This is a genomic window from Ensifer sp. GW823-FHT05D09 (genome assembly GCF_058795755.1).
In genome coordinates this window covers 693,929-715,823 of the sequence record NZ_JBXAIA010000003.1, presented here as the reverse complement: position 1 = coordinate 715,823, position 21,895 = coordinate 693,929, and the positions used below count along the sequence as shown (strand labels likewise).

General features: G+C 62.1%; 22 protein-coding genes. 10 read left to right on the top strand and 12 right to left on the bottom strand.

Features of this window, described 5'->3' with window-relative positions:
* Positions 1–2 precede the first annotated feature (2 nt).
* The 8 genes from AC1Q80_RS13800 (at position 3) to ureG (ending at position 5,981) form a co-directional block, all read left to right on the top strand.
* On the top strand, positions 3–647 hold the full coding sequence (locus AC1Q80_RS13800; protein ID WP_492360745.1) for a Urease operon accessory protein: 645 nt from the start codon (positions 3–5) through the stop codon (positions 645–647).
* 4 nt (positions 648–651) lie between these two features.
* Entirely contained in the window at positions 652–2,364 is a 1,713-nt protein-coding gene (gene ureC / locus AC1Q80_RS13795; protein ID WP_492360744.1) for an urease subunit alpha, read from the top strand.
* Between the two features lie 64 nt (positions 2,365–2,428).
* Positions 2,429–3,073: a TIGR02117 family protein gene (locus AC1Q80_RS13790; protein WP_492360743.1), complete on the top strand. Its 645-nt coding sequence runs from the start codon at positions 2,429–2,431 to the stop codon at positions 3,071–3,073.
* A gap of 193 nt (positions 3,074–3,266) precedes the next feature.
* Positions 3,267–3,806 (top strand): peroxiredoxin, encoded by a 540-nt coding sequence (locus AC1Q80_RS13785; RefSeq protein ID WP_173423898.1) that lies wholly within the window; start codon positions 3,267–3,269, stop codon positions 3,804–3,806.
* Positions 3,807–3,901: 95 nt separating this feature from the next.
* Positions 3,902–4,198 carry a putative quinol monooxygenase gene (locus AC1Q80_RS13780; RefSeq protein WP_492360742.1) on the top strand — a complete coding sequence of 99 codons (297 nt, stop codon included), beginning with the start codon at positions 3,902–3,904 and terminating at the stop codon, positions 4,196–4,198.
* 1 nt (position 4,199) lies between these two features.
* Complete coding sequence (gene ureE, locus AC1Q80_RS13775) at positions 4,200–4,673, top strand: urease accessory protein UreE (RefSeq protein ID WP_492360741.1); 474 nt, start codon at positions 4,200–4,202, stop codon at positions 4,671–4,673.
* Positions 4,666–5,337, top strand: a complete 672-nt coding sequence (locus AC1Q80_RS13770) for an urease accessory protein UreF (RefSeq protein WP_492360803.1) — start codon at positions 4,666–4,668, stop codon at positions 5,335–5,337. Before ureE ends, AC1Q80_RS13770 begins: the two co-directional genes overlap by 8 nt.
* Before the next feature lie 32 nt (positions 5,338–5,369).
* The gene (gene ureG / locus AC1Q80_RS13765; protein ID WP_173423901.1) at positions 5,370–5,981 is read left to right on the top strand and encodes an urease accessory protein UreG; all 612 of its coding nucleotides are present in this window, start codon (positions 5,370–5,372) and stop codon (positions 5,979–5,981) included.
* A 103-nt stretch (positions 5,982–6,084) separates the two neighbouring features.
* Here the strand turns inward: ureG and AC1Q80_RS13760 are convergent, their stop codons facing one another.
* The 9 genes from AC1Q80_RS13760 to AC1Q80_RS13720 form a co-directional block, all read right to left on the bottom strand.
* Positions 6,085–6,765, bottom strand: a complete 681-nt coding sequence (locus AC1Q80_RS13760) for a Crp/Fnr family transcriptional regulator (RefSeq protein WP_492360802.1) — start codon at positions 6,763–6,765, stop codon at positions 6,085–6,087.
* A gap of 133 nt (positions 6,766–6,898) precedes the next feature.
* Complete coding sequence (locus tag AC1Q80_RS13755) at positions 6,899–10,213, bottom strand: efflux RND transporter permease subunit (RefSeq protein ID WP_492360740.1); 3,315 nt, start codon at positions 10,211–10,213, stop codon at positions 6,899–6,901.
* Positions 10,214–10,227: 14 nt separating this feature from the next.
* Positions 10,228–11,415, bottom strand: coding sequence for an efflux RND transporter periplasmic adaptor subunit (locus AC1Q80_RS13750; protein WP_173423904.1), 1,188 nt, complete (start codon positions 11,413–11,415; stop codon positions 10,228–10,230).
* Positions 11,416–11,947: 532 nt separating this feature from the next.
* Positions 11,948–12,940, bottom strand: coding sequence for an ABC transporter substrate-binding protein (locus AC1Q80_RS13745; RefSeq protein ID WP_173423905.1), 993 nt, complete (start codon positions 12,938–12,940; stop codon positions 11,948–11,950).
* Between the two features lie 50 nt (positions 12,941–12,990).
* Positions 12,991–13,860, bottom strand: a complete 870-nt coding sequence (locus AC1Q80_RS13740) for an ABC transporter permease (RefSeq protein WP_173423906.1) — start codon at positions 13,858–13,860, stop codon at positions 12,991–12,993.
* A complete protein-coding gene (locus AC1Q80_RS13735; protein ID WP_173423907.1) occupies positions 13,857–14,741 on the bottom strand; it encodes an ABC transporter permease in 885 nt (294 codons plus the stop codon). Before AC1Q80_RS13735 ends, AC1Q80_RS13740 begins: the two co-directional genes overlap by 4 nt.
* A 2-nt stretch (positions 14,742–14,743) precedes the next feature.
* The gene (locus AC1Q80_RS13730) at positions 14,744–15,079 is read right to left on the bottom strand and encodes a hypothetical protein (protein WP_173423908.1); all 336 of its coding nucleotides are present in this window, start codon (positions 15,077–15,079) and stop codon (positions 14,744–14,746) included.
* On the bottom strand, positions 15,076–15,552 hold the full coding sequence (locus AC1Q80_RS13725; RefSeq protein WP_173423909.1) for a GNAT family N-acetyltransferase: 477 nt from the start codon (positions 15,550–15,552) through the stop codon (positions 15,076–15,078). Before AC1Q80_RS13725 ends, AC1Q80_RS13730 begins: the two co-directional genes overlap by 4 nt.
* The gene (locus AC1Q80_RS13720; RefSeq protein WP_173423910.1) at positions 15,542–16,333 is read right to left on the bottom strand and encodes an ABC transporter ATP-binding protein; all 792 of its coding nucleotides are present in this window, start codon (positions 16,331–16,333) and stop codon (positions 15,542–15,544) included. The genes AC1Q80_RS13725 and AC1Q80_RS13720 overlap by 11 nt, the downstream gene beginning before the upstream one ends.
* A 121-nt stretch (positions 16,334–16,454) precedes the next feature.
* Between AC1Q80_RS13720 and AC1Q80_RS13715 the strand changes: the two genes are divergently transcribed.
* Complete coding sequence (locus tag AC1Q80_RS13715; RefSeq protein WP_173423911.1) at positions 16,455–16,868, top strand: cupin domain-containing protein; 414 nt, start codon at positions 16,455–16,457, stop codon at positions 16,866–16,868.
* Positions 16,869–16,966: 98 nt separating this feature from the next.
* Here the strand turns inward: AC1Q80_RS13715 and hydA are convergent, their stop codons facing one another.
* Together hydA and AC1Q80_RS13705 are read right to left on the bottom strand one after the other, a co-directional pair.
* Positions 16,967–18,421, bottom strand: a complete 1,455-nt coding sequence (hydA, locus tag AC1Q80_RS13710) for a dihydropyrimidinase (RefSeq protein ID WP_173423912.1) — start codon at positions 18,419–18,421, stop codon at positions 16,967–16,969.
* A gap of 82 nt (positions 18,422–18,503) precedes the next feature.
* Positions 18,504–19,754, bottom strand: a complete 1,251-nt coding sequence (locus tag AC1Q80_RS13705; protein ID WP_345791100.1) for a Zn-dependent hydrolase — start codon at positions 19,752–19,754, stop codon at positions 18,504–18,506.
* Positions 19,755–20,038: 284 nt separating this feature from the next.
* On the opposite strand from AC1Q80_RS13705, the gene AC1Q80_RS13700 reads away from it, so the two are divergent.
* Positions 20,039–20,692: a TetR family transcriptional regulator C-terminal domain-containing protein gene (locus tag AC1Q80_RS13700; RefSeq protein WP_173423913.1), complete on the top strand. Its 654-nt coding sequence runs from the start codon at positions 20,039–20,041 to the stop codon at positions 20,690–20,692.
* A gap of 218 nt (positions 20,693–20,910) precedes the next feature.
* On the opposite strand, the gene AC1Q80_RS13695 is transcribed toward AC1Q80_RS13700, so the two are convergent.
* Positions 20,911–21,840 carry a DMT family transporter gene (locus AC1Q80_RS13695; RefSeq protein WP_492360739.1) on the bottom strand — a complete coding sequence of 310 codons (930 nt, stop codon included), beginning with the start codon at positions 21,838–21,840 and terminating at the stop codon, positions 20,911–20,913.
* Between the last annotated feature and the right edge of the window lie 55 nt (positions 21,841–21,895).

Sequence of the window (21,895 nt, the reverse complement as noted above, 5' to 3'; positions counted from 1 at the left end):
ACATGGCTCGCCGCACCATCATGATCGTCGGGAACGGAGAGGTGCCGGAGGGGGCTGCCGCCACCATCGATGCGGCCGACGTCGTTATTCGCTTCAACGACTGCCGGTCGGTTGGCGCCGGTGGAACGAAGACCGATATCGTCGCTGTCTGCAATACCGGGAGGCCGGCCCTTGCCATGCTCGGAGGTGGCCGCTGGAAGAACAGCGCCGCAGTGCGCCAATCCCGCGAGATCTGGTGCGTGCGGTCGGCTGAGAAGTTTGCCGGCATGCGCGCGGCATTGGCTGAAACGCATCCGGACCTCGATGATTTCTGCGATGACTATACCGCCGGTTTCGAGAGTTTTGCGGTGTCGACCGGTCGGGCGCATCGGATCATTTCCGTCGGCGCGCATGAGCAACTGGACGGGGATTTGGCGCAGTTTGCGCCCACCCCTTACGTCGTTCCGTCGAGTGGTATGGTTGTGATCGCCGACGTGCTCTCCGGTTTCGCATCGGCCGACGATGATATCGTCCTTGCCGGGTTCGGCCATGCCGGCTGGGCGCTGCACCCCTTCGGCGCCGAGCGTCGCTATGTCGACGCGCTTGTGGCCGAAGGCCGTCTTCGCCGTCTCTCCTCTTCTTCGTCAGACTTGTCCCAAGGAGCCTGAACCCATGCCCTACAAGATGTCGCGCGCGGCCTATGCCAACATGTTCGGCCCGACGGTCGGCGACAAGGTTCGGCTCGCCGATACGGAGCTTTTCATCGAGGTGGAGAAGGACTTCACCACCTATGGCGAGGAAGTGAAATTCGGCGGCGGCAAGGTCATCCGCGACGGCATGGGCCAAAGCCAGGTGACGCGGGCGTCGGGTGCCGTCGACACTGTCATCACCAACGCGCTGATCGTCGACCACTGGGGTATCGTCAAGGCCGATATCGGCTTGAAGGACGGGCGCATCGCGGCAATCGGCAAGGCCGGCAATCCGGACATGCAGTCCGGGGTGACGATCATCGTCGGCCCCGGCACCGAGGTGATCGCGGGTGAGGGCAAGATCGTCACGGCTGGCGGGATGGACAGCCACATCCACTTCATCTGCCCTCAGCAGATCGAGGAAGCGCTGATGAGCGGGCTCACCTGCATGCTCGGCGGCGGCACGGGCCCCGCGCATGGGACGCTTGCAACCACCTGCACGCCCGGCCCCTGGCATCTCGCCCGCATGATCGAGGCGGCGGATGCCTTTCCGATGAACCTTGCCTTTGCCGGCAAGGGCAATGCCTCGCTTCCCGGCGCACTGGTGGAGATGGTGCTGGCGGGTGCCACATCGCTGAAGCTGCATGAGGACTGGGGCTCGACGCCGGCTGCCGTCGATTGCTGCCTCAGCGTTGCCGACGAGTACGACGTGCAGGTGATGATCCACACGGATACGCTGAACGAGAGCGGCTTCGTCGAGGACACGATCGCGGCGATCGGGGGCCGCACCATTCATGCCTTCCACACGGAAGGCGCCGGCGGTGGCCACGCGCCCGACATCATCAAGATCTGCGGCCAACCGAACGTCATTCCCTCGTCGACCAACCCGACCCGGCCCTACACCAGGAACACGCTTGCCGAACACCTGGATATGCTGATGGTCTGCCATCACCTGTCGCCGTCGATCCCGGAAGATATCGCCTTTGCCGAAAGCCGCATCCGCAAGGAGACGATTGCTGCCGAAGACATCCTGCATGATATCGGCGCCTTCTCGATCATCTCGTCCGACAGCCAGGCGATGGGTCGTGTCGGCGAGGTGGCGATCCGCACCTGGCAGACCGCCGACAAGATGAAGCGCCAGCGCGGCGCACTGCCGCAGGAAACCGGCGACAACGACAATTTCCGGGTCAAACGCTACATCGCAAAATACACCATCAACCCGGCGATCGCCCATGGTCTCAGCCATGAGCTCGGTTCACTCGAAGTCGGCAAACGCGCCGACCTCGTCCTCTGGAACCCGGCCTTCTTCGGCGTAAAACCCGATCTGGTGGTGATCGGCGGAACGATCGCGGCAGCACCCATGGGCGATCCCAACGCCTCGATCCCGACACCGCAGCCGGTGCACTACCGGCCGATGTTCGGCGCCTATGGCAAGAGCCGCACGAATTCCTCCGTTACCTTCGTATCGCAGGCGTCGCTCGATGCCGGGCTTGCGGCCAGGCTCGGCGTCGCCAAGCAGCTGGTTGCGGTCAGGAACACGCGCGGCGGCATCGGCAAGGCATCGATGATCCACAACAACCTGACCCCGCATGTCGAGGTCGATCCGGAGACCTATGAGGTGCGTGCCGACGGCGAGCTTCTCACCTGCGAGCCGGCGACCGTGCTGCCGATGGCCCAGCGCTATTTCCTGTTCTGAGCGGCAAACGGCATTGTCTCGAAAAGGCGGTTTTTGGCGGGTCCTCAGATGGACCGCATATGGCGTGTCGGCACTTGTGCTCGCTGTCGTCCTTGGAACCATCGTGCCCCGGCCCCTGCTGCCGACGACGGCGACGGCGGCAGCATCGACGACCATCGGCGAACGCATCCTGATCCTCTCCGGTCCGATCCACACCGATATCGCCATTCCGCTCAATGAGGAGACCCGCGCGCGGTTCGGCTTCGCCGGCGAGGCGGGCGTGCCATTGGATCACCCGGAAGCCCGATGGCTGATCTTCGGTTGGGGCGGCCGTTCCTTCTATCTGGAAACGCCGACATGGTCGGAGCTGAAGCCGATGCCGGTCTTCAGGGCGCTGACGCTTGATCGCTCGGTGATGCACGTGGATATCGCCGGTCCGATCGTCGAGCCGCAGCCGTCGGTCGCAAGCGTGGACTTGGAGCGTGGCGAATTCGAAAATCTGATGACGTTCATCGCCGGCAGCTTTGCCAGGAACGGCAGCGCCGTCATTCCGGTCGAAGGCTTTTCCTATGGCTATGCCGATCGCTTCTTCGAGGCGGAAGGCACATTCAATGCCCTGTTCGGTTGCAACACCTGGACGGCGCGGGCGCTGAGAGAAGCGGGATTGCAGACGGGTTTGTGGAATCCCTTGCCTTCCACCCTCGGCCTGTCTTTGCGGCTTCACAACTGAGACATGGCCGGGTTTGATACGCTCTCTCCAGGCATGCGCTCTCCGCATGCCTGCCATGCACCGGCGGGATTCGCTGCCTTTCGTGCTGCACCGCAGCGGAATTTCCGGTAGGAAGCGGGCTGATATTTTCCTCGACTGCGAATGTTCTCCCAAGGCCGCTCGCGATCGAGTGCCCGCACTGAAGGAGATGACCATGCTCGGCAGAAAAGTACCGTCCGTAACGTTCCGCACCCGCGTCCGCGATGAAGCCGTCGGCGGCTCCAACCCGTTCCGTTGGCAGGACGTTTCCTCCGACGATTACTTCGCCGGCAAGCGCGTCGTTCTGTTTTCGCTGCCGGGCGCCTTCACGCCCACCTGCTCGACCTTCCAGCTGCCTGACTTCGAAAAGCTGACGGCCGAATTCAACGCTGAAGGCGTTGACGAAATCTACTGCATCTCGGTCAACGACGCCTTTGTGATGAACGCCTGGGGCAAGTCGCAGAACCTCGAAAACGTCAAGCTGATCCCCGATGGTTCGGGCGAGTTCACTCGCAAGATGGGCATGCTGGTCGCCAAGGACAATCTCGGCTTCGGCATGCGCTCCTGGCGCTACGCCGCCGTCGTCGACAACGGCGTCGTCGTGCAGTGGTTCGAGGAAGAAGGCTATTCCGACAACTGCGACAGCGACCCCTATGGCGTTTCCTCGCCGCAGAACATTCTCGAAACGCTGAAGTCGCAGAAGCTCGCAGCCTGATCAGGCTGGCGAATGGGCCGATTTTTGAAACCCCGGTGCTAGCGCCGGGGTTTTTTATTGCTACACTGCGATGTGAAAAAGATGTCGAGGGTTCAATGGTTTACATTATCGCTTATCTGACGGCACACCCGGGCAAGGGCGCGGAAGTCCTGCCGCTGGCCGTACCACTGATCGAGGCCACACGTCGCGAAGCGGGCTGCATCAGCTACGAGCTCTATCAAAAGCCTGCCGCCCCCGACACGCTGGTGTTCGTCGAAACCTGGAAGGACAAGGCGGCCGTCGACGCGCATTTCGCCGAACCGCATCTGAAGGCTTTTCAGGCCGCGATGGCGGATCTGCTCATCGAGGCGCGCATCGAACTCGTGCATCCGGAAAAGGTCGAGGTGCTCTGACATGCCCTATCGTTCGACCGAGGTGCTCTCGCCCGGGCCAAAGGACAAGGCGCCGCTGCACAGCATCACGCTTGCGCACGACGCCCGGCATCTGCGCCGCAAGCTGTTGCATCTCGAAAACGACGACGTCGTCATGCTCGACCTCAAGGAAGCGGTGATGTTGGCGGACGGCGACCTCCTGGCGCTCGAAGGCGGCGGCTATATCCGTGTCGTTGCAGCGCCCGAAGCGCTCTACGAGATCCGCCCGCGCGATCCACTACACCTCGTCGAACTCGCCTGGCACTTGGGCAATCGCCACCTTCCGGCACAAATCGAGACCGGCCGTATTCTGATTTCTCGCGATCCGGTCATTCTGACGATGCTTGAGGGGCTGGGAGCCACGGTTGAGGAAATCTCCGAGCCTTTCCATCCGCTGCGTGGCGCTTACCATGCAGCCGGCGGCCACGATCACGGCCATCACCATCACCATGGCTGAACGGATCGACACGCAGGCGCTGCTTCGCCTCGTGGCCTGGCTGTCGCCGGCCTTTCCGGTCGGCGCCTTCTCCTATTCGAACGGATTGGAGCAAGCGGTTCACGATGGTCATGTCGGCGATGCCGAAAGCCTGCGGCGGTGGCTGGAGGCGATGCTTTGCCACGGATCCGGCTGGAATGACGCGGTGTTGCTCGGCGAGGCCTATCGCGCCTTCGACGATCCGCTGCGACTTGCATCCGTCATCGCGCTGGCCGAAGCGATGGCGACGAGCCGCGAGCGGCACATGGAAACCCTGCTGCAGGGCGAGGCCTTTCTTGCTGCCGCGCGGCATTGGCCGCATCCGGTCTTTGAGCGGCTGGGTGAGGGCGTTGCCTATCCGGTCGCCGTCGGTGCCGTTGCCAGCGCCCATGCGACGGGCCTCGAGCCGGCGATTGCCGCCTATCTGCACGCGTCGGTTTCGAACGCCGTATCGGTGGCCATCCGCTGTGGCGTATCCGGCCAGCGTGACGGCGTCGGCCTGATCGCGGCACTGGAGCCGACGATTGCCGAGGTCGCGCGAAAGGCTAGCGCTGCATCGCTGGACGATCTTGGCTCGGCCACGATCACGGCCGATATTTCATCCCTCAGACACGAAACCCTGCATTCGCGGCTTTTTCGCTCCTGAAGCGTGAGCTCGGCCTTGAAAAGGAATGTCACATGGCATCGAAGAATGGTCCTCTGCGCGTCGGCATTGGCGGGCCTGTCGGCTCCGGCAAGACGGCACTGACCGACAAGCTCTGCAAGGCGATGCGGGAGAAATACTCCGTCGCCGTCGTTACCAACGACATCTATACAAAGGAAGATGCCGAGGCGCTGGTGCGCATGCAGGCGCTGCCTTCCGACCGCATCGTCGGCGTGGAGACCGGCGGCTGCCCGCACACGGCGATCCGCGAGGATGCGACGATAAACCTGCAAGCGATCGCCGATCTCAACCGGCGTTTTCCCGATCTTGATGTCGTCTTCATCGAATCCGGCGGCGACAATCTGGCTGCCACTTTCTCCCCTGATCTCGCCGACCTGACGATCTATGTCATCTCCGTCTGCCAGGGCGAGGAAATCCCGCGCAAGGGTGGGCCCGGGATCACCAAGTCGGACCTGCTTGTCATCAACAAGCTGGATCTCGCGCCCTATGTCGGCGCCGACCTCGACGTCATGGATCGCGACGCAACCCGGATGCGGGCGGACAAGCCTTTTGTCTTCACCGACATGAAACGTGGCGACGGAGTCAACCGGATCGTCGATTTCCTGACGTTGCACGGTGGGCTCTAAGGCCCGAGCAAGGTCGGCGGCGAAGCGATCCGCGACAAGGCAATCGCATCGTCGCCATCGCGCAGGACCAGATCCGGATTGAAGCTCGCAGTGCCTGTTATCGCTAGAAGCGCTCCAGCGCCTGGCGGTCATGGATCTCGATCATGCGCCCCTTGACGGTGACGCCAGAGCGACGAAGCGCCGAAAAGGCACGCGAGAGCGCCTCCGGTGCCAGGCCCAGCTTGCCGGCCAGCACATTCTTCTGGAACGGCAGCCGGAACGAGAAGGTGGTCGAGCCATCCGGGCAGTGCCCGAGTATGTAGCTGGCGACACGCTGAGGTGCGGTCAGCAGGCGATCTTCCGCAAGGCAATCCTCGGCCATCTGGCCGTGACGGCAGAGCAGCTCCATCAGGGCCTGGGCGATATCCGGATATTGTTCGGCGAGCTTGCGCAGATTGCGGCTGTCGAGGCGGGCAATGGTCGAGGACCCGATCGCTTGCGCGTTAGCGGTGGCGCGGTTGCCGAGGAACATGGCGTTTTCGCCGAAAAGTTCACCCTTGGGGAAAACGGCGATGTCGGCCTCGCGTCCATCCTTGCCGAGCCGATAGACCCGAACGAGACCGGACAGGACGCAGAAGACGCTGTCGACGGGTTCGTCCTGCTGAAACAGGATGTCGTGTTCCTCGTGGTTGGTTACCACGGCGCCTTCGAGAATGGCATCGGACGCTGCCACTGACAGCTTCTCGAAGAAGCGGGAGCCGAGCAGCACCGCTTTGTCATTCGAGTTCAATCGCAAGGTCTTCATCGCACCGGCCCTAAACAAAAGTCGCATCAGGGTAGCCGGGCTTTTGAAACGTGAATTGACCTCGATCAAACAATTTTCACAAAAAAGCCCGCACCGGTGGGTGCGGGCCCGATTGTCAGGTGATTTGTGCCGGCTATTCGGCGGCAAGCGCCGGATGGTTGATCACCTTGCCCGTGGACTTGCCCTTTGGCTGGCCGTCCTCGATCGTCTTCAGGCGCTCTTCCAGCCCTTCGATCGTCTTGCCCTGGTCGTTGACGCGTTCGGTCAGCGCCTCGCGATCAAGCGGCAGGTTTTCCTCGTCCTTCTTGCCGACGAAGCGGCCGAAGATCCAGGCGAGCAGGCGCGACAGATCGTCCATGATCAGGAAGAAGGACGGGACCACGACGAGGCTGAGCACCGTCGAGACGATGATGCCGCCGATCACCGCGATCGCCATCGGCGCACGGAACGAACCGCCTTCGCCGACGCCGAGCGCCGAGGGCAACATACCTGCCGACATGGCGATCGATGTCATGATGATCGGGCGGGCGCGCTTGCGGCCCGCTTCGATCATCGCCTGCGTGCGTTCCATGCCGTGATGCATCATCTCGATGCCGAAATCGACCAGCAGGATCGCGTTCTTGGTGACGATGCCCATCAACATCAGGATGCCGATCAGAACCGGCATCGACAGCGAGTTCTGTGTCAGGATCAGGCCACCTGCGACGCCGCCCATGGCGAGCGGTAGCGAGAACAGGATGGTGAAAGGCTGGATCACATCCTTGAACAGCAGGATCAGCACCACCAGCACCAGCATCAGGCCGAGCAGCATGGCGTTGACGAAGCTGACCTGCATCTCCTCCTCAACCTCGGCGTCACCGCTCTTGAGGAGTTGCACGGTGCTTGGCATCTCGGCTTCGGCCGCGATCTGCTCGAAGCGAGCCGAGGCGGTATTGAGCGCCACGCCGATCGGCAGGTCCGCGCCGAGCGCAACGACGCGGTTGCGATCGTAACGTTTGATCGAGCTCGGGCCTTCCGAATAGTTGATGTCGGCAACACTCGACAGCGGCACCGTCGCGCCTGAAGCGGTCTGTATCTTCAGATTGCGGATCGCGGCGATATCCGTGCGGAAGTCGCGATTGATCTGCACGCGGATCGGGATGAGCCGGCCGTCGAGGGCAATCTTCGTCAGGGCCGCATCGATGTCGCCGATGGTGGCAACGCGGATCACTTCCGAGATCTGAGCGGTGGTGATGCCAAGGCGCGACATCTGCTCGTCCCGCGGACGGATCTGCAATTCCGGACGGGGCAGGGCGCCGTCAGGGCTGACATTGGCCAGCAGCGGATCGCTGCGCAGCTTGGCTTCGAGAATGGCAACAGCCTGGTCCAGATCCTTCTCGTTGTTGGAAAGCAGGTTGAAGGACAGCTCTCGCTCGCCGCGGTCGTTGAGCTTGATCACACGGACATCAGGCAGATCGCGGACGCGGGCAAAGATTTCCTTTTCGATCTGCGCCTGAGGAATGATGCGGCCTTCCGGCTCAAGTTTCGGCAGGTATTGGCCGATGACCGGCAAGCGGCCAAGTACGTCGTTGACGACCTTGTTGAGAAGCGAGTGATCGCGCTTTTCCAAAAGCACCGTCACCGTGGCCCGGCGCAGTTCCAGGTCGCCCTTGGGCGAGGCGCCGCCGAGCACGAAGACGCTTTCGACGCCATCGAGGTCCTTGACCCTTTCGTAGATTTGCGCCGTCGTGCGGTCCGTGTCTTCGAGCATGGCGTCCGGCGCCAGTTCGACGGAGAGGCTGACGCGCGACGTGTCGTCCGGAGGCAGGAACCCGCCCGGCACGAACATGAACAGTGCGACCACGGATGCCACGGTCACGCCGATTGCGACGAGCACTGTCAGATAGCGCATGTACCAGCGCTTCGTCGTCGCATGCACCAGACGCGTATACTTGCGCATCAGGTAGCCGTCTTCGAGCTGATGTGCTTCCAGTTTGGACGGACGCATCATGTAGGCGGCCATGACGGGCGTGATCAGCCGCGCAACCAGCAGCGAGAAGAACACCGAGACGGCCACGGTCAGGCCGAACTGGATGAAATACTGACCGACGATGCCCGGCATGAACGACACCGGTATGAAAACCGCGATGATCGTGAAGGTGGTGGCGATAACCGCAAGGCCGATTTCGTCCGCCGCCTCGATTGCCGCCCGATAGGGCGATTTGCCCATATGGATATGGCGCTCGATGTTCTCGATCTCGACGATCGCGTCGTCGACGAGAATGCCGGTTGCGAGCGTCAAGGCCAGGAAGCTGACGAGGTTGAGCGAGAAGCCGAGCAGTTCCATGACCCAGAAGGTCGGGATTGCCGAGAGCGGCAGGGCGACGGCGCAAATCAGCGTGGCGCGCCAGTTGCGCAGGAACAGCATGACCACGATGACGGCGAGCAAAGCGCCTTCCATCAGCGTGTGCAGCGCGGCTTCATAGTTGCCGTAGGTGAAGTAGACGGAATCGTCGACCATCTCGATGGTGACGTCAGGGTTTGCTGCCTTGATCTTCTCCAGCGACTTGGCGACGGTCTCGGCAACGCTGACTTCGCTGGCGCCCTTGGCGCGGAAGACCGCGAAGGTCACGCCGGGATTGCCGTTGAAGCGCGAGAAGGAGCGGGGCTCCTCATAGGTGTCGGTCACCGTGCCGAGTTCGGAAAGGCGTACGAAACGCCCGCTCGGAACCGAGATCATCGTGTTGGCGAGTTGATCGACATTGCGGGCATCGCCGAGCGTGCGGATTGCCTGCTCGCTGCCGCCCACCTGGCCGCGGCCGGAGCCCAGGTCCATGTTCATGCGACGAAGCTGGGCGTTGACGTCGGCAGCGGTTATGCCGAGTGAGTTCAGCTTGTCCTCGTTGAGCTCGACGCGAACCTCGCGGTCGGCGCCGCCATAGCGGTCGACGCGGCCGATGCCGCTCTTGCCCTGAATTTCGCGCTTGATGACGTCGTCGACGAACCAGGAGAGCTCTTCGAGCGACATGCCGGGTGCCGAGACCGAGAAGGTCTGGATCGCCTGTCCCTCGACGTCGACCTTGGAGACGATCGGTTCCTCGATCGAGGTGGGAAGGTCTCCGCGCACACGGTCGATGGCGTCCTTGACGTCCTGGACGGCCTGCGTCGTCGGCACTTCCATGCGGAAGATCACGGCTGTGGTCGATGTGCCGTCATTGATCGTCGACTGGATATGGTCGACGCCGGTGACGCTGGCGACCGCGTCCTCGATTTCCTTCGTAACCTGGGTCTCGAGTTCGGCCGGCGAGGCGCCGCTCTGCGCCACGCTGATCGATACGATCGGCACGTCGATGTTGGGGAAGCGGGTGATCGGCAGGCTGTTGAACGACTGATAGCCGAGCACGAGCAGCACGAAAAAGGCGAGGATCGGAGCGATCGGATTGCGGATGGACCAGGCTGAGAAGTTCATGGTCACGGTTCCTGTCAGTTGGTCGCTGGTTGCGCTGATTTGACGGGGTTGATGTGGTCGCCGTCGCGCACATAGGCGCCGGCCCTGGCCACGACCTGTTCGCCGGCCTTCAACCCTTCGACCACCTCGACGAACTTGCCGTCGGAGATGCCGGTCTTCACCGGAATGATGTTCACCACGCCGTTCTCGACCTTGCGCACGATGGTCTTGCCGTCCTCGTTGGTAACCGCTGTTTGCGGCAGAACGACAGCGGTCTTTTCTTCAGCGGTGATGATGGCGTTGGCATACATGCCGGAACGTGCCTTGGAAGTGTCCTTGAGGCTGATGAAGACGGTGCCGAGGCGCGAAACGGGATCGACCGTCGGCGCGATCAGGCGAATGGCGCCCTCGACCTTGGTGTTTCCACCGGCAAGCGTGATCGTCGCTGGCTGGCCGACGGCAAGCTTGATGATATCGGCTTCGGCGACATCCGCCTTCATTTCGATCGCGCCATCGCGGATCAACGCAAACAGCGGTTCGCCGCTGCCATTGGCGATCGCGCCGATCTTGGCGTTCTTGGCGGAGATGACGCCGGCGACCGGTGCCTTGACCTCGGTGCGGGTGAGGCGGAGATCGATGTCGTCGATCTGGGCCTGCGCCACCTTGATATCGGCGTTGGAGACGGCAACGGCCTGTTCGGCGGAGCGGACGCGGGCGCGGGTCGCTGCGGCAAGAGCGCGGACACGATCGGCCTCTGCTGTCGAGACGGTGCCGTTCTTGGCAAGCTCCGCGTTGCGATCGCTGACGCGTGTCGCTTCCTCGGAATTTGCCTTGGCTTCACTGAGCTGAGCGTTGAGTTGCGCAAGCCCGGCTTCCGCCTTGGCTAGCGAAGCCTCGAGCTGGCTTTTTTCAAGCCGCAGCGCGTCATCGTTGAGAACGACCAGCACGCTGCCTTCTTCGACCTTGTCACCGATGTCGACATTCAGTGAGCGGATCGACAATCCCTCGACCAGCGGCGCGACATAGACCTGCTCCACCGCCTGTATCGTCCCGGTTGCAACGACCCGATCGCTGATCGACTGATCGACGGCTTCTGTCACGACGATTGATGGCAGGCTGTGCGCCGGCGGAGCCTTGGCTGCGTCCTCGGCAAATGCACTTGAAAATGGGGCAATGATCATCGCAGCGCAAACGCTGAGAGCAGGTATTACTTTGTGAGCCATCGGCTTTACAATCCCGGCAACGGAAACGACATAAAGAGGATCTGCGCCTTTCAAGGCTGGATCCCTGCACAATCAAGCGATTATCAGTTTCGCCGACACCTGTTTTCGCCGACCAGCGAAACAAGGCATAGGCGCACGGCCATTGTATTCATGCGCCGCACACACGGTATCAGACCGTGAGAGCAGGCAGAACTGGGACCTAATCCCGCAGGCAAAACATTCGGAAAATGAGCTCCTCCGTGTTGCTTGCCTCCAACAAACATCCGCGCCTATGTAATCTTGACATCATGTGCTTACAAGTGCGGTGAAGTGATGGTTCCTCAATATTTCTCCCGTTCTGCAGTCTTGGTTGCAATCTCGACACGATCTTGACAATTGAGGCGCATCAACCGCCCGTTGGCCTCGAATTGCCACCCCCACGCCCGGACGTTCGAGGCAACCCTGGCGGGACATGAACGGCCCGTACAGAAACGGAAGAGGGCCGCGCGATTGATATCGCGCGACCCTCTTCTGCTGTTCGGTTCGTTTCTTCTTATTTCAGGGCCGCGTCGGTGATCTCGTGCGTCCAGGCGCCTTGCGGCTCCTTGGAGATAACGGGATCTGAACCGCCCGAAAGCAGAGACTGCACGGTCCGCTTGTAGTCGGCTTCATCGAGCGCGCCGTTCGAGCCGGCGGTCAGCTTGGCAACTTCACCCATCATGCGCTTCTGGTGTTTTTCAGTCTGGGCACCGGTCGAGTCGTTTTCGAGAACGATACCGGCTGCTTCATCCGGGTTTTCCTCGGCGTATTTCCAGCCCTTCATCGAGGCGCGCACGAACTTGACCATCTTCTCCTTGAAGGCCGCATCCTTGAGCTTGTCTTCGAGCACATAAAGGCCGTCTTCGAGCGTCGCCACGCCTTGGTCTTCGTACTGGAAGGTGACGAGGTCATCCGGCTTGATGCCGGCGTCGATCACCTGCCAATACTCGTTGTAGGTCATGGTCGAGATGCAGGCCGCTTGCTTCTGGATCAGGGGATCGACGTTGAAGCCCTGCTTGAGCACGGTCACGCCGTTCGGTCCGCCATCCGTCGGAATCTTCAGGTGCGACATCCAGGACAGGAACGGATACTCGTTGCCGAAGAACCAGACGCCGAGCGTATGGCCCTTGAACTTGTCCGGGCTGGTGACTCCGCTTTCCTTGAGGCAGGTCAGCATCATGCCCGACTTCTTGAAGGGCTGGGCGATGTTGACGAGGGGCACGCCCTTTTCGCGGGTGGCAAGCGCTGACGGCATCCAGTCGACGACGACGTCGGCGCCGCCGCCGGCAATCACCTGGGCAGGCGCGATATCCGGGCCGCCGGGCTTGATGTCGACGTCGAGGCCTTCTTCTTCGTAGAAGCCTTTGTCTTTGGCGACGTAATAACCGGCGAACTGGGCCTGCGTGACCCATTTCAGCTGCAGTGTCACCTTGTCGGCGGCTTGGGCGTGGAACGCTGTAAGCGAAAAGACGCCTGCGGCGAGAAGCGATGCAAGTCTCTTGTTCATGTCAGTTCCCTCTTGTTTTTGCTTCATTTTCTTTGGATCACTGCGTGTTCTCAGGCGCGCCCTCCGCGAATGGAAGGATGCCAGAAGGTGACGGCGCGCTCGATGAGCGCCACCACCCCGTAGAAAGCCGAACCTGCCACCGCCGCGACGGCGATTTCGGCCCAGACCATGTCGACGTTCATGCGGCCCACTTCCGTGGAGATCCGGAACCCCATGCCGACAATGGGTGTCCCGAAGAATTCGGCGACGATGGCACCGATCAGCGCCAGGGTGGAATTGATCTTGAGCGCGTTGAAGATGAACGGCCAGGCGGCCGGTAGCCGCAGCTTGATCAGTGTCTGCCACCAGGAGGCGGCATAGGTGCGCATCAGGTCACGCTCCATGTGGCTGGACGCCGCCAGGCCGGCGATGGTGTTCACCAACATCGGGAAGAACGTCATGATGACGACGACGGCGACCTTGGATTGCCAGTCGAAGCCGAACCACATGACCATGATCGGCGCGACGCCGATGACCGGCAGCGCCGAGACGAAGTTGCCGAGCGGCAGCAGCCCCTTTTGCAGGAACGGCGAGCGATCGATAAGGATGGCAACGATGAAGCCGAGGCCGCAGCCGAGCGCATAACCCGTCAGTACCGCCTTCAGGAACGTCTGGCGGAAGTCGGCCATCAGTGTCGGCACCGAGTTGATCAGGCGCTGCCAGATCATCGACGGTGCCGGCAGCAACACCGAGGGCACGGAAAAACCGCGCACGATGCCTTCCCAGAGCACCAGGAGCGTGATGCCGAAAAGGACCGGCACGGCGAAGTGCGCCGCCCGATTGGCAATTTCGCTTTCAAAACGCTGGCGCACCAGCCATTCGTTGAAAGCCCAGGCGGCAAGCCAGAAGACGATAGCAGCAACGAGGATCGGCACGTTCATGGTTTGGCCCCCATGCGCTTGAGGACGGCGGTATGCGCAAAGCCGACAATCATGACGAGGACCGCGGCGAGCGCTGCCGCCATGAACAGGGCCGACCAGATCTGCACCGTCTGGCCATAATAGGAGCCGGCGAGCAGGCGGGCGCCGAGGCCGGCGACGGCCCCTGTCGGCAACTCGCCGACGATCGCGCCGACGAGCGAGATCGCCACCGCAACCTTCAGCGACGTGAAGAGATAGGGCATCGACGACGGCCAGCGCAGTTTCCAGAAGGTCTGTGCCTGCGAGGCGTTGTAGGTGTGCATCAGATCGAGTTGGATGGCCTCGGGGCTGCGCAGACCCTTCACCATGCCGACGACGACCGGGAAGAACGAGAGGTAGGTCGAGATCAGCGCCTTCGGCAAAAGCCCGGAGATGCCGATCGCGTTGAGGACGACGATGATCATCGGCGCGACGGCAAGGATCGGGATCGTCTGGCTGGCGATTACCCACGGCATCAGCGACCGGTCCATTGCGCGGTTGTGCACGATGCCGATGGCGAGCAGAATGCCGAGTACACCGCCGATACCGAAGCCGAGCAGGGTGGCCGAAAGCGTGATCCAGGCGTGATAGACGAGGCTGCGCTTCGAGGTGATCGGCTTGTTGACGGTCGTGTCCCAGATTTCGGCGATCACCTGGTGCGGCGCTGGCAGCACGGGGCGCTCCTGCGCCATGGTGTTGTGGACGATCTGCGAGAAACTGATTTCGGTGCCGGCGCGGGCAGCCGTGTCGCGCTCGAACGGCGCGTTGAGGTATACGACCGCGACATACCAGATGATGATCAGCACTGCGACGACCGTGCCGACGGGCAGGAGTTTGTCTCGAACAAAGCTTTCCTCGCGCATCGTCACGCCTTTCCGCTTGTCGGCAGCAACATCAGGCCCATGGCGGCGATGCCGAGCATGACGCCGGCCGCCTGGGTGAGGCTCAGCCTTTCGCCGAAGACGGCAAAGGCGATGATGTTGACGAGGACCAGTTGCACGATGGCCGACAGCGAGATCGCAAGCCCAAGGCCGCCATCGCGCATCAGTTTGACCATGATGATGTTGCCGACCATGTAGAGCCCTAGTGCCAGAACCAGCACGCCGATATGGCTGTTGGACACATAGGCGCGCGAAGCCGTCGCGCCGCCGAGAAAGATGGTGGTGGCAAGCAGCAGCCAGAGCACATAGGCAAGGGTCATGGCTGTCCCTCCGCCCCACGCCAATGATAGAGGATGTCGGGCAGGCTTTCCTCGTTTTCGCCATCGGTCCGGCGAACTGCCGAAAAACCCTGTCTTTCATAGAAGCGCTGAGCCTTGTCGTTTGCGACGAAAGTCCAGAGGTTCAATTCCTGTGGCGATAGCGTCTTGGCAGTGCCGAGCAGGTCTCTGCCGACGCCCATGCCGCGATCAGGTGTGTCGATGTAAAGCGCTGTCACATAGTGATCGCTGGAGAGCGCCATGAAACCTGCGATCCGCTCGTCCCGCTCTGCAACGATCACGGTGCGTTCGGGAAAAACCGTCTCGCTGTAATATCGCGCGACGTCGGCATGGTCGTGGATGCGAGGCATCCAGGGCGTCGCATCGATCCAGCGGTTGAGAATGTCGGCGCAGGCGCTCATGTCGCCGTGTGTCGCCGGACGGCAGACGGTCAAAGACGCCGCGCTACTCCTCATAGCTGTGTCCCGCTCTCAGGCCCTCGCGCACGCGGTGGGCGACTTCGAGAAACTCGGGCGTTTCGCGGATGCCGAGCGGGCGCTCGCGCGGCAGGGGCGATTCGATGATGTCGGTGACGCGGCCGGGGCGGGGGCTCATAACCACGATCTTGGTGGAGAGATAGACGGCTTCGGGAATAGAATGGGTGACGAAACAGATCGTCTTGTTCGTCCGCGCCCAGAGCTTCAGAAGCTGCTCGTTCAGATGGTCGCGAACGATCTCGTCGAGCGCGCCGAAGGGCTCGTCCATCAACAGGAGATCGGCGTCGAAGGCCAATGCGCGCGCGATCGAGGCGCGCTGCTGCATGCCGCCGGAAAGCTGCCAGGGATATTTCTTGCCGAAACCTGTCAGGTTGACGAGATCGAGCGTGCGGTCGATGCGCGCTTGTCTCTCCGCCTTGGAATAGCCCATGATTTCCAACGGCAGGGCGATGTTGTTCTCGATGGTGCGCCAGGGATAGAGTGCGGCCGCCTGAAACACATAGCCATAAGCACGTTGCTTCCGGGCTTCCTCGGGCGTCATGCCGTTGACGGTGATGGTACCGGAGGTCGCCTTTTCGAGATCGGCGATGACGCGCAGGAACGTCGTCTTGCCGCAGCCGGACGGGCCGATGAACGACACGAAATCGCCCTTGGCCACATCCAGGTTGACGCCGGTCAGGGCGTTGACCGGGCCGTCGGCAGTCTCGAAGGTCAGGCAGAGGTCCCGGGCCGAAACCACGGATGCGGTATTGGACGTCATCGGCGAATACTCATTCTGGCTTGGCTGTGTCAGACTGCTATCCGGACCGGCAACATGCAATCGCGGATTTGCAAGCGGAGCCGTTTGCTGCTGGTTTTTCAGGGAATTCTGGAGAACAGTCATGTCTCGATCATCCAATCCTGGCTGTCGCGTGGTTCGCCCCGGCAGCGGATATGCCGGAAAGCAGGGGCTCAGCTATTTCGAGGGCATTGCGGCGGAGACCGTCGGCGCGACCGGCATCTGCATGCACCTGTTGACGATCCCGCCCGGCGCGCGTGCCAAGGCGCATCTGCACGAGAGCCACGAGACGGCGATTTATGTGCTGTCGGGCGAGGCGCACACCTGGTTCGGCCAGCGGCTCGAGGAGCATGTGGTCGTTCGCGCCGGCGAAATGTTCTACATTCCGGCCGGCGTGCCGCACCTGCCGGCAAATCTCTCCGACGCACCCTGTTCGGCCGTCATCGCCCGCACCGACCCCAAGGAGCAGGAAAGCGTCGTTCTGCTGCCGGAGCTCGACGCCCTCGTGCCTGGCTGAGGCGATGGGAAACCGAGCCGAAGCGTCCCTCCGGTGTGGCGGGACATGTTCGGTGGGACAGAGTGGTGTGAAGAAGTGCAGGCCGCGAAACACCAAAATTACACCCCGGTCGCCGGGATGCCGCTGCGCTGGACGGCGCGGGGGGCGGTAACTTCCTTCCACGTGGTGAGCGCGGTGCTGACGGCTGGGAACGGATCGCGGCGGACGAATTCGCCGTGGCCTTCGCGCGTCTTGATCGTGCCTTCCTCGATGGCGACGACGCCGCGGGTCAGCGTGTAACGCGGCAGGCCCTTGACCTCCTTGCCCTCGAAGACGTTGTAGTCGATCGCCGACTGCTGGCTCTTGGCCGAGATCGTCTTCGAACGCTTCGGGTCCCAGACGACGAGGTCGGCATCAGCGCCGACGAGCACCGCGCCCTTCTTCGGGTAGACGTTGAGGATCTTGGCGATGTTGGTCGAGGTTACGGCCACGAACTCGTTCATGGTGATACGGCCGGTGTTGACGCCGTGGGTCCAAAGCATCGGCATGCGGTCTTCAAGTCCGCCGGTGCCGTTGGGGATCTTGGTGAAATCGCCGACGCCAGAGCGTTTCTGCTCGGATGTAAAGGCGCAGTGATCGGTTGCCACCACCTGCAGCGAACCGGAAGCAAGGCCGGCCCAGAGACTGTCCTGATGCAGCTTGTTGCGGAACGGCGGCGACATCACGCGACGGGCGGCGTGGTCCCAATCCTTGTTGAAATATTCTGACTCGTCGAGCGTCAGGTGCTGGATCAGTGGCTCGCCGAAGACGCGCATGCCCTTGGCGCGGGCGCGGCGGATCGCTTCATGCGCCTGTTCGCAGGAGGTGTGGACGATATAGACAGGGCTTCCGGCCATGTCGGCGATCATGATCGCGCGGTTGGTGGCCTCGCCCTCGACTTCGGCCGGCCGCGAATAGGCGTGCGCTTCCGGACCGTTGTTGCCTTCCGAAAGCAGCTTTGCCTGCAGTTGCGCGACGACGTCGCCGTTTTCCGCGTGCACGAGCGGCAGGGCGCCGAGTGCCGCGCAGCGCTGGAAGGACGAGAACATCTCGTCGTCGTCGACCATTAATGCGCCCTTATAGGCCATGAAATGCTTGAAGGTGTTGATGCCCTTGTCCTTGACGATGGTCTCCATCTCGTTGAAGACCTGCTCGCCCCACCATGTGATCGCCATGTGGAAGGAATAGTCGCAGTTGGCACGGGTGGACTTGTTGTCCCACATGGTGAGCGCTTCGAGCAGCGACTGGTTGGGCGAGGGCAGGGCGAAGTCCACGACCATGGTCGTGCCGCCGGCAAGCGCCGCCCTTGTGCCGCTTTCGAAATCATCCGAGGAATACGTGCCCATGAACGGCATTTCGAGGTGTGTGTGCGGGTCGATGCCGCCCGGCATGACGAAACAGCCGCTGGCGTCGAGCGTTTCGTCGCCCTGAAGGTTCGGGCCGATCTCGACGATCCTCCCGCCCTCGATCTTGACGTCCGCCTTGTAGGTCAGGTCGGCGGTGACGATGGTTCCACCCTTGATGACAGTGCTCATTGATTTTCATCCTCGCGATTGTGCTTCCGGTGGCCTTTCGGCCGCCACGAAAAAGGGCGGAACTTTCGTCCCGCCCACAAACTCATTCGACGATTTCGGCCGTTTCGACGACGGCGTGGAAGAGAACGTCGGCTCCGGCGCCTGCCCATTCCCTGGAGATGTCCTCCGCCTCGTTGTGGCTGAGGCCACCGACGCAGGGGCACATGACCATGGTCGCCGGTGCGACCTTGGCGGCCCAGCAGGCATCGTGCCCGGCGCCGGAGATGAGGTTCATGTGGCTGTAGCCGAGCCTTTCGGCGGCGTTGCGCACGGCGGTGACGAGCTTCGGATCGAAGGTCACCGGCTCGAAATGGCCGATGGCCTCGACGGAGCAGCCGACGCCGAGTGCATCGGCGATCTCAGGCGCTTCGGCCTCGATCTTGGCGCGCATGCGGTCAAGCTTGGCCTTGTCGGGCGAGCGGATGTCGACGGTGAAGACCACCTTGCCGGGCAGCACGTTGCGCGAGTTGGGCGAAAAGACCACCTGGCCGACGCCGCCGACGGCGCCCGGCTGGTTTTCCATGGCCACGGCCTGGACCATTTCGATGATGCGCGACATCGCAAGTCCGGCATTGACGCGCATGTTCATCGGGGTCGAGCCGGTATGGGCCTCGCGCCCGGTCAGCGTGAACTCCAGCCACCACAGGCCCTGACAGTGTGTGACGACGCCGATATCCTTGTTTTCGGCTTCGAGAATCGGGCCCTGCTCGATGTGGTATTCGAAATAGGCGTGCATCTTGCGGGCGCCGACCTCTTCGCCGCCAACCCAGCCGATGCGTTTCAGTTCGTCGCCGAAGGTCTTGCCTTCCGGGTCCTTGCGGCCATAGGCAAAGTCCTGGCTGTGCACGCCGGCAAAGACGCCGGAGGCGAGCATGGCGGGTGCGAAACGTGCGCCTTCCTCGTTGGTCCAGTTGGTGACGACAATGGGGTGTTTGGTCTTGATGCCGAGATCGTTCATGGAGCGAACGACCTCAAGGCCCGAGAGCACGCCGAGCACGCCGTCGAATTTGCCGCCGGTCGGCTGCGTGTCGAGATGGGAGCCGACATAGACGGGAAGGGCATCGGGGTCGGTGCCGGGGCGGGTGAAGAACATGTTGCCCATGGTGTCGACGCCCATGGTGAGCCCCGCCTGATCGCACCAGGACTGGAAAAGCTTGCGGCCTTCACCGTCCTCGTCGGTCAGCGTCTGGCGGTTGTTGCCGCCCGCGATGCCCGGGCCGATCTTGGCCATGTCCATCAACGTATCCCACAGGCGGTCGGCATTGACGCGCATGTTCTCGCCAGGTGCTGCCACGGCGGTCTCCTCATTCTTTCGGGCCGCACCTTGGGTGGCGCATGCCGCTTATGTTCCCTTGGTCAAATCCAGGCTTGGTTTTTTCTGGTGCCCTTCGATCAGTCGTTGCCTTTGCTGGCGAACTGGCTGATAATTTGACCGGTTGGTAAACATTACAACTTCCGTTGCGGCACTCAAGCCGGAAAAACAAAAAAACGAAGTTGTTGCCCAAAAAGATGGCGGCGCCGAAATTTGGGCAGAGACGACCTGTGCGGATCAGCGCGCAGGCACCGGCAGGGGGCGAGATGGTACTTCCGAGAGCGGCCAGGACCCAGAGGCGTACACGCATCCAGGAGGAGAAGGAAGAGCGCATTCTGGAGGCGGCGCTGGAGGTGTTTTCCGCCCACGGCTTTCGCGGCGCAACCGTCGACCAGATCGCCGATGTCGCCGGCATGTCAAAGCCGAACCTGCTCTATTATTTCCGCACCAAGGACGCGATGCACCGGGCGCTGATCGATCGCGTGCTCGACACCTGGCTCGACCCGTTGCGCGCCTTTGACGCGGAGGGAAACCCGGTCACCGAAATCCGCAGCTACATCAGGCGCAAGCTGGAGATGGCGCGCGATTTCCCGCGCGAAAGCCGGCTCTTCGCCAACGAAGTGCTGCAGGGCGCCCCGCATATCGAGGACGAACTGAAAGGGCCGCTGAAGGAACTCGTCGACGAGAAGGCGGAGGTTATCCGTTCCTGGGCCAAGGCAGGCAAGATTGCCAAATGCGACCCCTACCACCTGATCTTCGCGATCTGGTCGACGACGCAACACTATGCCGACTTCGACGTGCAGGTTCGCGCCGTGCTCGGGCAGGGCAATTCCGGCGAAGGACGGTTCGAGGATGCGGCGCGTTTTCTCGAGCGCCTGTTCGTCGACGGGCTGCAGGTCAGCGAGCAGCCCGCTTCCTAGAGCGTTTCCGATTTAGACGGAAACACAGAAACGCTCTATGTCTCTGTTTTTACGCATTTCCCGACGGAAAACCGCTCCGCACTTTTCCTCGAAATGCTTTAGAGCATGTCGCGCAAAAGTGTGCCGCGGTTTTGCGATGACGACATGCGCAAAAACAATAACTTAAAGCGCGCCAAGCGAATCTGAAAGATCACGACGCGCTTTAAAGCGTTCCGGGATCAATCCGGTAGCAGCGCCATCAGCGCCAGCCCGCAGGCCGTCGTCAAAGCGCCTGCGAGAACCGGCAGGCTTACCCAGCCATGGCCGAGAATGCCTTCAAGCAGAATGATGAAGCTCGGCGTCAGATAGCCGTAGCCAAGGACCTTCGACGAAGGCAGCCGCAGGGATGCGTATTGCAGCAACAGGAAGGTGATCGCTGTGGTGACGACCGCGAGATAGACGACGGCAATCCAGACGATGGCCGGCAGGCTGGCGAAATCGGTTGTGGCAAGGCCGGCAGCGCCGGGCACAAGCAGCCACGGCACGGTGCAGGCGGCGACCCAGAAACCGAAGGCAAAAGGGTTTTCCTTGCGGTCGAACTTGCGGATCAGCGGCACGTAGATCGCGTGACAGATGACGCCGACGAAGAAGATCAGTTCACCCTGGCCGATGTCAAAGGCGAGGATCGCCTGGATATCGGCGCGAAAGATCACCCAGACGGCACCAAGTGCGGCGATGATCAGGCCAGCGAGCACGCCGGGCCGCGTGTGCTGGCCGAGTAGCAGGAACGCGAAGCCCGCGCTCAAGAGCGGCATCAGCGTGAAGACGGCGCCGGTCGAAACAGGATCGGTAAACTCCAGCGCCTTGAACATCGTCAGCATGTAGACGGCGATCAGTCCGCCGAGGATCAGGAAGCGCCACAATTGTTTTGGGATATGAAAAGGCACCCGGGCATAGCCGAAGGTGAGCGCGCCAAGCACGACAACGGTCAAGAGGTAGCGCCAGAGCGTCAGCGGACCTGCGCCCATATGCTGCGCCGCCAGGCCGCCGAAGGAGAAGGAGCCGGCGATCAGCGCCGAAAAGGTCAGCATCGCCAGATGCGCCTTGAGCTTTTCGACGCCCTTGGCGTGGCTCTGGTGCGCCGTTTTCGGCGAGACGTCCTGTTTCATGCTGGCTTCCGGAACTGGAGATGGCGAGGGATGCGTGTGCCCACGCACCTATAGA